Origin of the sequence: Candidatus Viridilinea mediisalina (assembly GCF_002532535.1) — a bacterium.
In the GTDB taxonomy this organism is placed as follows: Bacteria; Chloroflexota; Chloroflexia; order Chloroflexales; family Chloroflexaceae; genus Viridilinea; species Viridilinea mediisalina.
This window is the reverse complement of record NZ_NQWI01000001.1, coordinates 86,780-100,993: the sequence shown is the minus strand read 5'-3', so window position 1 is coordinate 100,993 and position 14,214 is coordinate 86,780. Positions and strand designations below refer to the sequence as shown.

6 protein-coding genes are annotated in these 14,214 nt (G+C 57.7%); all 6 read left to right on the top strand.

Annotation, left to right across the window (positions count from 1 at the left end; genetic code table 11):
• Positions 1-305 precede the first annotated feature (305 nt).
• The 6 genes from CJ255_RS00520 to CJ255_RS24045 all read left to right on the top strand — a co-directional run bounded on the left by CJ255_RS00520 (position 306) and on the right by CJ255_RS24045 (position 14,198).
• On the top strand, positions 306-2,990 hold the full coding sequence (locus tag CJ255_RS00520; RefSeq protein WP_165774512.1) for a HelD family protein: 2,685 nt from the start codon (positions 306-308) through the stop codon (positions 2,988-2,990).
• A 4-nt stretch (positions 2,991-2,994) separates the two neighbouring features.
• A complete protein-coding gene (locus CJ255_RS00515; protein WP_097642130.1) occupies positions 2,995-4,362 on the top strand; it encodes a hypothetical protein in 1,368 nt (455 codons plus the stop codon).
• Between the two features lie 16 nt (positions 4,363-4,378).
• Positions 4,379-7,981: a DUF8742 domain-containing protein gene (locus tag CJ255_RS00510; protein ID WP_097642129.1), complete on the top strand. Its 3,603-nt coding sequence runs from the start codon at positions 4,379-4,381 to the stop codon at positions 7,979-7,981.
• A gap of 71 nt (positions 7,982-8,052) precedes the next feature.
• Positions 8,053-9,003, top strand: a complete 951-nt coding sequence (locus CJ255_RS00505) for a hypothetical protein (protein WP_097642128.1) — start codon at positions 8,053-8,055, stop codon at positions 9,001-9,003.
• A 60-nt stretch (positions 9,004-9,063) separates the two neighbouring features.
• Positions 9,064-10,164 carry a hypothetical protein gene (locus tag CJ255_RS00500; protein ID WP_097642127.1) on the top strand — a complete coding sequence of 367 codons (1,101 nt, stop codon included), beginning with the start codon at positions 9,064-9,066 and terminating at the stop codon, positions 10,162-10,164.
• A gap of 32 nt (positions 10,165-10,196) precedes the next feature.
• Positions 10,197-14,198: an REP-associated tyrosine transposase gene (locus tag CJ255_RS24045; protein ID WP_097642126.1), complete on the top strand. Its 4,002-nt coding sequence runs from the start codon at positions 10,197-10,199 to the stop codon at positions 14,196-14,198.
• Positions 14,199-14,214: the final 16 nt, after the last annotated feature.

The following is a 14,214-nucleotide window of genomic DNA, read 5'->3' as shown; positions in this document are numbered from 1 at the left end:
ATGGCGACGCTGATTGTGTACCCAGGCAAGTAAAGGTTAACCAGATGAGCGTTCAAGACCACCCTTACTACGAGCCAATATCCCAATATCTTACGGATACGTTTGCATGGATCGAACAGCAGCTTGATGACCTGGATCCGCCGGTCGCTTATGGCGGTGACCGACAAGCGCATCGCATCCTGAAAAAGGACAATCTTGCGTATATTGAGAAGCTTAAACTAAGCCGCGAGCAAGCACTTGTCTGGCGCATTGACCTAGACGATCCAACGGAAGGGCAGAAATCTCTATATTTTGGAAAAGTTGCTTTGCCAAGACGTAATATTGCTAACTGGGCAAGCCCTACAGCAAAACGGCTTTATCTGGAAACGAACAAGGCTGAGGATGGGGCTGAGGATGGTGAGAAGGTCCGGCTCATTCTCAACCTCGCGGTTGCCCATGACAAGCTACATGAGATCTACAATCACTATGTAGATGCGAGTGTCAGCGACGAACTCGTCCAGGCTCAATTCACCGACTCACTGCTCTTCAAGCTCCTTCAGGAGAGCCACGGTAAGCTGCGTGATATTGTTGCCACGATCCAGGCCCAGCAGTACCGCATCATCCAATCCCCACTCGATCAGGTGCTTGTCGTCCAGGGCGCGCCCGGCAGTGGCAAGACATCGATCGCTCTACATCGGGTGGCATATCTTCTCTATAACTATCAGAGCGAACACTTTACCGCCCGAAATATCTTAATCCTTGGCCCGAATCGCCTGTTCCTGGGCCATATCTCTGCCATCCTACCGTCGCTCGGTGAGCGACGGGTGCCCCAGAAGACCGTCGATGAGTGGACGGTGGAGCTTCTTGGTGACAAGTTGGTGTTTGAGGCGCAGGAAGAGTCACTCGAAGCGCTCCTCGACCCGACTCAGATCGCCTCGGTACGTGCGATGCACTACCGCAATGCACGCAACAAGGGCTCGCTCCAGATGGGTGTGCTCATTGATCGCTACATCCAATCGCTATACACCACCACGCTAGAGCGTATCACCGCAACCTTGGGTTGTACCTTCGATCTACGTGGGAGGCGAGGAATGCTCGCAACGGTTGAACGATCGGCTGATCACATCCGCGCCCTCCTCGAAACAGTGCAAGCGCTGCCCCTGAACCAGCAACGTGAAGCGGTCGAAAAGTTGCTTGTACGTGATGTGAGCGCAGAAGCAAGAGCTCAACTGAGTACACAGCTTAATAGCCAGCAGGTTAGCATGGATCTCAGCGACGAACAGCAAAAGGAGATCCGCGAGCAGACGCAGCATCAGGTGCGCGAGTACTTCAGCGGGTGGAACAAAGAGAATGTTGCGCTTGCCTACCGCCGCCTGCTGAGACGACCTGATCTGCTCAGGCAGCTTGGCGTGGGCCTCTTTCACGCCTGGGATCTGGAACTACTAAGCCAGGATGCCCCCACCAACAAGACTCCCTTCCGCTTTAGCGATCTCGCGGCCCTGATGTACCTGAAGCTGGGCCTCGATGGCGTTGATGGGGTAGGCTATGAGCACATCGTCGTGGACGAGGCCCAGGATCTCACCCCGCTGCACTTCAAGGTACTCCAAGCCTATAGTCGCAGTTCCTCAATGACCCTGCTTGGTGACATCGGTCAGGGCATCTACGGCCAGCACGGCATTGAGCATTGGGATGTGCTTGCTGAGGCCCTCCAGATGCAGAGTCTCGCCCCCGAGACGTTGCGTGAAAGCTACCGCTCGACACGCCAGATTATTGAGTTTGCGAATGCCATGCTGACCCGTACAGGGGTCGCCGAGGATGCGCTGGCAGTCCCGCTCAGCCGCCCAGGTCCGTCACCAACGCTGAATCGCTTTCAGCAGTGGTCGCAACTCGTCACGAATATCATCAACACCGTGCAGGATGAGCAGCAGAAATGGTCAGCGCTGGCAATTGTCTGCAAGACCGCTGCTGCATGCCGTAAGCTTGCGGGTGAATTGACGACTGCTGGTTTCACCGACTACCAATTGTTGGTGGATCGTAACAGCCAGTACAAGGGCGCAATCACCATCATCCCCTCGTATCTGACCAAAGGCATGGAGTTCGATGTTGTCATCATCGCTGATGCGGACGCCGAGACCTACCCGCCAGATGCATTACACGTCAAGCTGCTCTACGTCGTGCTCACGCGGGCTGCGCACGCATTGCATGTGCGCTGGCTCGGCGCTGTGACGCCACTGCTTGACCCGCAACAGCCCCATGTGCCGTTGCAGCCCGCGCTCGCTGGTGCGCTCAATCCGCAACCGCAGACCATCAGTCAGTATGCAGCGACACGCCCAGGGCGCGATGCTGACTGGTATGTTGAGCGCCTGGCCCAGATGGATAAGCTGCGCTTGCTCGAGGCTGGCAACATTGATGCGCACCTGCTGGATGTGGTCATGGCCGGGTATAGCCCGGCTGCAAGCACGAATGAGCATGACGAAGAGCCAGCCATCGCGCTCCTCAATGAGGATGAGCAGCAATTCCTGACGGAACAAGCTGATGCCCTCAGCCAGGCAGACGCAATGGACGTTCAGGATGCGCTGGCCCTGACTCAGTTCGCCTATGGTCTGCTCCGCAACCAGTTGCGCAGCGCCGGACTAGAGCTTGCTGATGACGGCAAGGTTTCGCTCAGCCAACAGGTAATCTTGCTCACAACGCTGGCTCAGGCAACCCGGCGTGGGCACGTCATCGCCAGTGCTGGGCGCTGGACGACCCGCCAGGCAGTCTTGCAGGCGGTAGAAGGGCACCGCAGGGCGGCAGCCGAACGCTGGCTGACGATGTTTGAGCAGTATGGGATCATCGAGCTTCAGCAGTCGGCACAGCGCACCCAAATCCGTGTCGGCACCACCTGGGTGCAGCCACTCTTGAACCTTGGGCTTGGGATCGCCACAGATAGCTGGGACCGTGAACTGCTGGAAGCTTTGCCGCAGTTGCCAACACCGTTTGACGTCAATGCACTCCATACGCCGAGGTAGCGCTATGCACGGAGAATCAGCAGCCACCACGCTTGCCTCCATCCGCCAACATCATGCCACCGCCGCGCAACAGCTCCACGATCAGTTGCAATCATGCCAGGAAGAGCAGATAACGGTGCGTCGAACGCTTGCCGAGTTGCAGCAACGGCTTGAGCAGTTGCAGGCGTATCACGACCAGTTGCACACTGAGCTTGTGGCGTTGGCGCAGCGTAGCGCCGCCGAGGAGCAGACGGCAGCGGTCACTGCGCTCGCTGGGAGCTTCGCCTCTTTCTTGCAACTCCACGCTTACTGGCTGGCGCAGGCCCAGCTTGAGCAGCAGATACAAGCTCTGTATGCGAAAGATCCCGCGCTTGACAAGAAGATCGAAGCGTACCATAAGGTCGAAACAGGCGGTGAGGCCTACCTGGCGGGAATTCCTGAGGCGCTACGTCCGGCGGTCGCCCAGACGGTACAAGCCGAGATTGAGAAGATCCGGCTCCAGATCGCCGAATGGCTGGATCTCCAACAGCAGCGCCGTGATCTTCGGCCAGCCGGACCGCTCCTACTTCAGATTATGCTGGCTCAGCCTTCGGAGGATGAACTCCTATACTGGGCGCTGCCCTTCCCTGCGAACGTGGCGAGCCTGGCACCAGAGACAGCGCCGATCATGATGCATGCAGCAACTGCGGTCATGCACGCACTAGGCAGCTTAGGGAAGCATGCGGACTGGAGTATTGACGACCTCGATTTCGCCGCGTGGGAAGGCCAGAGTGTACTCGTGGCACTGGCTACCTACCGGGGCGAGGCGTCGATCGCGCAGTCGGCCACGAGCCTGCTCCAGCAGCAACTGATGTCCAATCCGCTCTTCCAAGATGTTCTGCTGGATCTACGAATCGAGCAGATCACGCAGGCGGCATGGCAGCTCGGAGCATACGAGACCGCAGCGGCTACGTCTGCTGGTGCGTCATCCTCCCCAATCGCCGCTGAGGAAGTGGCGCAGGAGGCCCCGCCTGAAGACGAGACACAGCTCGATACAATGAACAGTGAATGGTTTACCGGCAAAGACCTCAAGCTCTGGAACAAGAAGCAAGCAGGCAAGTTGTCGCCGCAGGCACGGCGCATGCGCACCCTGGTTGTGCGCATGATTGGGCACGGTCTGCTTGGGGAGGAGTCGGTTACAATTGAGCGTATCTGCCAGGGTCTGCCCGCCACCCACGCTGAGGCGCTGCGCCAGGTTATCGAGTTGGGCGCGACCGCAGGCGTGCTCGTGAAGGTGGATACGGCGGAAGGCTCTGGGGCAGCGCTTACGCTCAACCCAGCGCTGCTAGCCGATATGCAGAGCCTCATAAATCGCGAACCGTCGCCGCTGTGGATCAGCATTGTTGGTGCATAATCACGATGGGTATATAATGGCTCGTTTGGAAGAACTGACTCGTGGCGCCTCAGTTAAAGGCATCCTCCCTGATGGTGCGGTGACCGTGGTTGATGTTGCCTGGTATGGCACCGAGGCGGTTGAACTGACCTATAAAGATGCTGCCGGCCGTCTGGGCCACGAGCTTCTCTATCGGGATCGCGAGACCACCATCGAGCTTGCCGCAACGAGCCGCCCCTGGGGTTTTGATGGTGATGGAGCGCGCTTCCGCCTTGCCTCTGAGGCGTATCGGATTCGTCTCGCCTATCTTTTCGATCCGCTCCTGGCCGTCCACAGTTCCCTCGTTGAGCCACTGCCCCATCAGATCACTGCAGTCTATGGCGAGATGCTCATGCGCCAGCCCCTGCGCTTCCTGCTCGCTGATGATCCTGGGGCCGGCAAGACGATTATGGCGGGGCTCCTGATCAAGGAACTGGTGGTTCGTGGCGATGTGCAGCGTTGTCTGATCGTGTCTCCTGGCAGTCTTGTTGAGCAGTGGCAGGATGAGCTCGATCGTCGTTTCCACCTCCCCTTCGACATCCTCACCAATGACAAACTCGAGGCGGCCCGTACCGGTAACTGGTTTCAGGAGAATCCCCTCGCGATCGCTCGGCTGGATAAGCTCTCGCGGAACGACGATGTGCAGGCAAAGCTGGAGCAGACTGACTGGGATCTGGTGATTGTCGACGAGGCCCATAAGCTCTCAGCGACCTTCTTTGGTGGTGAGATCAGCTATACCAAGCGATACCGTCTGGGCCAACTGCTGGGGAAAGTAACCCGCCACCTGCTGTTGCTCACCGCGACACCCCATAATGGGAAGGAAGAGGATTTCCAGCTCTTCATGGGACTGCTCGATGCCGATCGGTTTGAAGGGCGTTTCCGTGATGGCGTCCATACGGCTGACACCTCCGACCTGATGCGGCGGCTGACAAAAGAGCAGTTGCTCAAGTTTGACGGCCGACCACTCTTTCCTGAACGCATTGCCTACACCGTCAACTATACTCTCTCCGACGCCGAGGCGGCGCTGTATGAGGCGGTGACAACGTATGTTCGTCAGGAGTTCAATCGTGCCGAGGCCCTTGAGAACAATGGCCGGAAGGGCACGGTTGGTTTTGCTCTGACGACCCTGCAACGACGCCTGGCTTCATCGCCTGAGGCCATCTACCAGTCATTGCGCCGGCGCCGCGAACGGCTCCAGGCTCGGTTGCAAGAGATGCGGGCCGGGAGCGCAGGCGGGCCGCCCGCCGGTCTTGAACTCAATCTCGACGATCTCGACGATCTTGACGATGCCCCTGATATCGAGGTCGAGCAGGCAGAGGATCGGGTTGTCGATCAAGCAACAGCCGCACGCACAATTGCGGAACTTGAAGCTGAGCTTGCGATCCTCACACAATTGGAAGAGCTCGCGCTGCAGGTGCGGCGCAGCGGCAAAGACCGCAAGTGGGATGAACTGTCGCAACTCCTCCAGAACGAAGGTGAGATGTTTGATGCTCAGGGTCATCGGCGCAAGCTGGTCATCTTCACCGAGCATCGTGACACCCTCAATTACCTGGAAGAGCGCATTGGCACCCTGATCGGCCGCGTTGAGGCCGTTGTCGTCATTCATGGCAGTATGGGCCGCGATGAGCGCAGAAAAGCCCAGGAACGCTTCACCCAGGATCCTGAGGTGCAGGTACTGATTGCGACTGATGCGGCGGGGGAAGGCATTAATCTCCAGCGTGCCCACCTGATGGCGAACTACGATCTGCCGTGGAACCCGAATCGCCTGGAGCAGCGCTTTGGTCGCATTCACCGCATTGGTCAGACGGAGGTCTGCCATCTCTGGAACCTGGTGGCCGATGAGACCCGTGAGGGCGAAGTCTATCTCCGCCTGCTCAAGAAGCTGGATGAGGAGCGGAAGGCGTTGCAGGGGCGGGTGTTCGATGTACTCGGCAAGCTGAAGTTTGCGGATCGCTCGCTGCGCGATCTGCTGATCGAGGCGGTTCGGTATGGCGACCAGCCTGACGTGCGCGCGCGGCTCTCGCAGGTGGTCGATGCTGCCCTTGACCGTCAGCATCTCACGGATCTTCTGGAGGAGCGCGCGCTGGCCCGCGATACCATGGATGCGGCTCAGGTTCGGCGCATTCGTGAAGATATGGAACGGGCGGAGGCACGGCGGCTTCAGCCGCATTTCATTGCTGCGTTCTTTCTCGAAGCGTTCAAGCGCCTGGGCGGCAGTATGCGTGAACGCGAACCAAAACGCTATGAGATCACCCACGTGCCGGCCGTGATTCGCAACCGTGATCGTATCCTTGGCGCACGCGAAGGTGTGCTCCAACGCTACGAACGGGTCACGTTCGAAAAAGAGCGGATCAGTATTCCTGGCAAGCCTCCGGCAGCCTTCATCTGTCCGGGACATCCACTGCTCGACGCGACGATCGACCTGGTATTGGAGCGCGAGCGCGATCTCCTGAAGCGCGGCGCGATTCTGGTCTCGCCCGACGATCCCGGCGAGACGCCCCGAACGCTCTTCTATGTTGAGCACGCGATCCAGGATGCCCGCACGGATCGCAGTGGCAATCGCCGGGTCGTTTCGCGTCAGCTGCAGTTTGTTGAAATTGATGCTGATGGGCAGGCCCGCACGGCTGGGTATGCCCCCTACCTGGATTACCGACCCTTGAGCGAGGAAGAACGGGGGGTGTTAGAAAATAGGAGAGAGGAAATAGAAAATAGTGAGGGACAGTCCACAAACTCCCCTATTTCCTATCTCCTATCTCCTATTTCCTACGAACACGAGGCGCTGCGCTATGCCATCAGTGAGTTGGTGCCGCGCCACTTCGACGAAGTGCGCCGTCGGAAAGAGGAGTTAGTCACCAAGACGCTGATTGCCGTCCAGGAGCGCCTGACCAAGGAGATCATCTACTGGGATCAGCGTGCCGTTGATCTCCAGCTCCAGGAAGAGGCAGGGAAAACACCGCGGCTGAACTCGGCCCGTGCCCGCCAACGCCGCGATGAACTGGAGGCTCGGCTACGGCGGCGCACTGAGGAGCTTGCCCAGGAGCGCCGTGTGTCTCCACTTCCGCCGGTTGTGATTGGTGGAGCCCTGGTGGTGCCCGGAGGGCTGCTTGCACGGCTCAAAGGTGCGCGTAGCGCTGAGCCGGCGCTGTTTGCTCGCGAGACGAAGCGCGTTGAGCTGGCGGCGATGGCAGCGGTGATGGCAGCCGAGCACACGCTCGGCTTTGTGCCACGTGATGTCAGCGCCGACAAGTGCGGTTATGACATCGAGTCCCGCGTTCCCGCCGAGGGCCGGCTGCGCTTCCTAGAGGTCAAAGGTCGCATTCAGGGTGCCACGAGCGTGACCGTTACCAAGAACGAGATCCTGACTGCGCTCAATAAGCCGGAGGCATTTATCCTGGCGCTGGTTGAGGTACCGCCGGCGGAATTCGCCGAGGGCGACGCCTTCTATACCGGTATCGCCGATGAGCGCGACAGCTATGTGACCGGCGCGGGTTGTGTGGTACGCTACGTCCGTCAACCCTTCAGCCGTGAGCCCGACTTTGGCGCAACCAGTGTCAATTACGACTGGGATGAGTTGTGGGCGAGGGGTGAGGAGCAGGTCTAGAACCTATGATACGCATTAATGGGCACTGAGGAAAACCGCAGTCAGGAAGTAAGCAAATGAGAAGAAGAGGCATGAGCAATTTACGTCGTCTCGGCAATCAAATCCAGATAACGCTACCAACCGATGAGCAAGGATTCATCGGTAGGGAGTGCCCCGATGTGCGCTGCGAAGGGTACTTCAAAGTGCAGCCCGGAACTGGATTACAAGGCAACCCCGACTGCCACTGTCCCTATTGCGGTGGCACAGCACCACAAGACCACTTCTACACAAAAGCTCAGATCGAATACGCGAAATCGGTTGCTCTGAACCAAATTACTGGAGCATTGATCAAAGATCTCAAGACACTTGAATTCAATCACAAACCCCGTGGTGGTTTTGGAATTGGCGTCAGCATGAAAGTTACTGGTCAGTCACATCCGATCCGCTACTACCGTGAACAGCAACTAGAGACTGAGATTGTATGCTCGCAGTGTTACCTTCGATACACTATATTCGGCTTCTTTGCATACTGTCCTGACTGTCGGAATCACAATTCGTTTCAGATTTTGGACAAAAACTTAGAGTTGGTCAGCAAACAGATTGCACTGGCTGGATCTGTTGATGCTGAATTAGCCGATCACTTAGTTGGCGACGCACTTGAAAATGCGGTTGCTGCTTTCGATGGCTTTGGTCGAGAAGCTTGTCGCATACGTGCGCATCTCGTTACTACACCAGCCAAGGCAGAGAATTTATCCTTTCAGAGCTTGCACTCTGCGCGCCAGAACTTACAGAGCTTATTCGGGTTCGATCTGTCCAAAGCCATAAGTAGCGACGATTGGAGCTTTACAATAGGATGTTTTCAGAAGCGCCACTTACTTGCACATAAGATGGGAGTGGTAGACCAAGCATACCTCAATGCCACTCATGATCCACGTGCGATTCTTGGGCGCAAGATCATTATTGAGGCTGGAGAAGTAATGAGACTCCTGGATACACTTCGGGTATTGGGCCGCGATCTCATCAATCGACTTCCCTCGATATAGGTATTATCGATGATTGTAGTAGTAATGAACATCTAGAATATATCAAGGTAATAGGTAACCATGGATAATAACACAGTAAATCAGCTCACTGACGATGGTTTTAGCTTTGCCCAACCAGGAAGTGATATAACAGAGCTCGCTCTATTGTCGCTAAAGATCGCGCTAGAGTCGTATTTTTTCACATATAGTAGTGTCAAGTTCACAATATCTCAACTTGAGAATCCTGTGGATTTGGATCAGGATCAAATTGACCGATTACACAACTCGAAATATCGACAGTTGTACGCAGAGACCATCGTTCATTTCCAGCATTTTGCAGAACTTGCGTCCAAGGATCTACTGCGAAGCGAGCATGCTTTATTAATTGTCGAGGCCACCAATTTCCCGGTCATCTTGCACAAGTTATTGAAAGGAGAAGAAATCACGCCTTCTGAGTGGGAGAATCTAAAATCTGTCGAATTTTCAGAAACGCTAGATCGAATTCGAAAGTTGAATGCAGATGCAAGACTGCCACCAACGTTCAGTTTGTTTGCACAGTATGATCACAGCTTAAAGAGACTGAATAATCTTCGCAATCGCATATGGCATCGTGGAACTTACGTTCTACGTTATAAGGCACTGGATCGTTTTATAACAGGGTGCATACTTCCATTCATTGTAGATGTAACTAACCTGCCAAATTACGCAAGCAGGACGAATTTGTGGAAGTATAAGGCGCTTTCGTGCGGCATAGACCCTTTGACTGAGTTAATCGCCCATACTCAAAATGGAGACTACACTTTAGGCAAAGTGGCGTTTCTTAAAGAATTGGCAAGAGCTGCGTATCGCAATCCAATCCGACCCGTTCCTGAAAGAGGTTTCGGAAGGTCTGCTATAGTGGAGGGAAACTCATTAGCCAAGCAACGTGCAAGAAAAGATGCTGAAGCGATTGCTCGACAAGGCGATGCCCATGCTCTTCGTCCTTGCCCAGTTTGTGGCGTTGAGTCGCTGGTATTGTATAGCGAAGTAGAGATCGAAGGTGATTCGATGGCTCCTGAGGCGATCTGGTCTTTTACTAATGCAGCAGTCTGTACTTGCTGTTCTTTTTCTGTTGATAACGCAATCCAGAACCCTCGAGCCTACGGCTTTGACATTGACGACTACTGGTTCATCATAGAGTAACTTGCTCAATCTTGAGCCTTAAGGATTATTACATGCCCACCCGCAAACTCATCGAAGTCGCACTTCCCTTGGAAGCGATCAATACCGCATCGGCCCGCGAGAAGTCGATCCGCCACGGGCATCCAAGCACAATGCACCTTTGGTGGGCACGCCGCCCGCTCGCCGCATGCCGCGCTGTGCTCTTTGCGTCGCTAGTGGACGACCCGAGCAGCCACCCGAATCGCTTTCCGACTGAGGAGTCTCAGCAGCGCGAGCGCGAGCGGCTGTTCGGCATCATCGAGCGCCTGGTGAAGTGGGAGAACTCAAATAACGAGCATGTGCTGCGTGAGGCCCGCGATGAGATCCTGAAGCACACCACTGGCAACCCGCCACCAGTCTACGACCCCTTCGCCGGTGGCGGCTCGATCCCACTTGAGGCGCAGCGCCTCGGCCTGGAGGCTCACGCCTCCGATCTCAACCCGGTGGCGGTGTTGATCAATAAGGCGCTGATTGAGATACCACCCAAGTTTGCGAACATGCCGCCAGTGAATCCAGGGGACAATCCAGGATTCCCAGGAACGCAGGCGGCTCGCCCGCACCCATCCCCAGGAACGCAGGCGGCTCGCCCGCACCCATCCCCAGGAACGCAGGCGGCTCGCCCGCACCCATCCCCAGGAACGCAGGCGGCTCGCCCGCACCCATCCCCAGGAACGCAGGCGGCTCGCTCGCACCCATCCCCGGGAGCGCGGGCGGCTCGCCCGCACCCAGTGCATAAAGGCTGGCACTCACGTGGCTATCTCCCCCATTTCGATGTACCAGGGCTGGTTCAGATGGTTACCTACCGGCTTGCGGACTCAATGCCCACTGAACGACGTTCTGAGTGGCAAGATCTGCTGAGTCTCACCAATGATGTTGCCCGTCGTAAAAGAGTAGAGGCATATCTGGACGCCGGACATGGTTCATGCAATCTGCGTGATGAACGGATTGCACAGTTAGTAGAAGCAAATCTTTTACATTTCGATGGTCAGCGCTACCGCTTGTTGGCGTGGGTAATTATGCCCAACCATGTTCATGTGCTGATTGAGACCTTTCCTGGCTACCCGCTTGAGAAGGTCGTGCATACCTGGAAGTCGTATACGGCAAAGGAAGCCAACAAGATACTCGGTCGTAGTGGTGATTTCTGGCAGCCGGAGTATTTCGACCGTTATATCCGGGATGAGGGTCATTTTAATGATGCTGTGCGTTATATCCATGAGAATCCGGTGAAGGCAGGGTTGATTGTTCAGCCTGAGCAATGGGTATATAGCAGTGCAGCCCCACTTGCGGGCGAGCCGCCCGCGCTCCCGGGCAATGCCCCACTTGCGGGTGCGCCGCCCGTAAGTGCGGGTGCGCCGCCCATGCTCCCGGGCAATGCCCCACTTGCGGGCGAGCCGCCCGTAAGTGCGGGTGCGCCGCCCATGCTCCCGGGCAATGCCCCACTTGCGGGCGAGCCGCCCGCGCTCCCGGGCGGTGCATTGCCCGGCTTCGAGAAGCAGTGGAAAGGCGCTGCTGGGCTGGCTGCCGATGTGCGCTACTACGGCAAATGGATGCGTGACGAGGCGGAAAAGCGTATCGGTCACCTCTACCCCAAGGTGCAATTGCCCAAGGAGTATGGCGGCGGTGAGGCAACCGTGATCGCCTGGCTCTGGGCGCGTACCGTCACCTGCCCTAACCCGGCTTGTGGCGCACAGATGCCGTTAGTTCGCTCATTTGAGTTGTCGAAGAAGAAGGGCAAAGAGCATTGGGTCGAACCAGTGATCGAACCCGCCGGGAGCGCGGGCGGCTCGCCCGCAAGAGATGGCGGGCGAGCCGCCCGCGCTCCCGGCGCTCCTGGCGCTCCCGGCGTGCGTTTCACGGTGCAAAGTGGTTCCGGCAAGCCCCCCGAAGGCACGGTAGGTCGGCGCGGGGCCCGTTGCCTCTGTTGCCAGACCCCCGTCCCGCTTGAGTATGTTCGTGATGAGGGCAAAGCCGGACGCATGGCGGCCCAGATGCTGGCGATTGTCGCTGAAGGCAAGCGCGGGCGGATCTACCTGCCACCCACGACCGAGCATGAGCAGGTGGCCGCGAGCGCACAGCCTGCGTGGGCACCCGAAACTGAGCTGCCTGAGCAAGCGCTTGGTTTTCGTGTCCAAAATTATGGCCTTACCAAGCATCGCGATCTCTTCACCTCGCGCCAACTCACGGCGCTTACGACCTTTAGCGATCTGGTGGGTGAAGCCCGCGAACGAGTGCGTGCCGATGCCGGGAGCGCAGGCGGCTCGCCTGCACCCGATCCCGCCGCCTATGCCGATGCGGTTGCTACCTATTTGGCGTTGGGGGTGAGTAAAATTGCTGATAGTGGTAACTCTCTTGTCTCATGGAAACCAAGTATGGATCAACCAATCCATCTTTTTACTAGGCAAGCTATACCGATCGTATGGGATTTTGCTGAACCCTGTATTTTTTCTGGGTCAATGGGAGATTTAGTTGTCACACTTACGAATATAGCAAGAAGTATTGAGCAACTATCTGTTGTTAGTCACGGACGTGTTTCTCAAATTGACGCACAAAAATTGGATCGCAATACAAATCGAATATTCTCCACCGACCCACCCTACTACGACAACGTACCTTACGCCGATCTCAGCGATTTCTTCTACGTCTGGTTGCGTCATTCGCTCAAGGAAGTCTACCCTGATCTGTTTGGCACGTTGCTTGTGCCCAAAGCTCAGGAATTGGTGGCTGAACCATTCCGCCACGGCGGACGCGAAGCAGCCCAACGTTTCTTCGAGGAAGGGCTGCTCAAGGTTTTCGAGCGTATTCGCACATCGCAGCATCCCGCCTATCCGCTGAGTGTCTACTACGCCTTCAAACAGGCCGAGAGTGATGCGGATGAGAGTCCCGCCGGGAGCGCGGACGGCCCGTCCGCACTGGAAAGCGGGCGAGCCGCCCGCGCTCCCGGCATTGGCCCGTCCGCGCTGGAAAGCGGGCGAGCCGCCCGCGCTCCCGGCATTGGCCCGTCCGCACTGGAAAGCGGGCGAGCCGCCCGCGCTCCCGACATTGGCCCGTCCGAGCTGGAAAGCGGGCGAGCCGCCCGCGCTCCCGGCATTGGCATTGCCTCAACGGGCTGGGAAACCATGCTGCAAGGCTTGATTCAGGAGGGGTTTACGATTGTTGGCACGTGGCCTATTCGTACCGAATTAGGCAATCGCATGCGGAATATCGGCTCCAACGCCCTCGCCTCATCGATCGTCCTCGTCTGCCGCCCGCGCCCAGCGGAGGCCCGTGCAGCCACGCGCCGCGAGTTCCTCAATGCGCTCAAGGCCGAGTTACCGGCGGCGCTGCGGCGCTTACAGCAGGGCAATATCGCGCCGGTAGACCTGGCGCAGGCCGCGATCGGCCCCGGCATGGCGGTCTTCTCGCGCTACAGCAAAGTCGTCGAGTCGGACGGCTCGGCGATGCGGGTGCGCACGGCGTTGCAGATCATCAATCAAGAGCTTGACACGGTGCTGGCCGAGCAGGAGGGCGAGTTCGACGGCGATACACGCTGGGCGATCGCTTGGTTTGACCAGTATGGGGTCAATGAAGGGCCGTATGGCGTCGCCGAGACGCTCTCCAAGGCCAAAAACACCTCCGTCGAGGGCATGGTCGAAGCTGGGTTGGTGGTGGCCCGCAGCGGCAAGGTGCGCCTGCTGAGCCGTGACGAACTTCCCGGGAGCGCGGACGGCCCGTCCGCTATAGGAAGCGGGCGAGCCGCCCGCACGGGCAGCATGAGCGTCTGGGAGGTCGCTCAGCATCTCGTCCATGCGCTCGATAAGCGTGGCGAAGCTGGTGCGGCGGCCTTGCTGGCCCAGCTCGGCGGCGAAGGTGAGATCGCGCGCGACCTGGCCTATCGGCTCTATACCACCTGCGAGCGCAAGGGTTGGGCGCAGGAGGCGCTCGCCTATAACAGCCTCGTGGTCGCATGGCCGGAGATTCGGCGGCTAGCAGCGGAGGCACAGCGCGGCGCGCCGGTGCAGGGGCGGATGGAGATCTGATCTGGGGAAGGAGGAA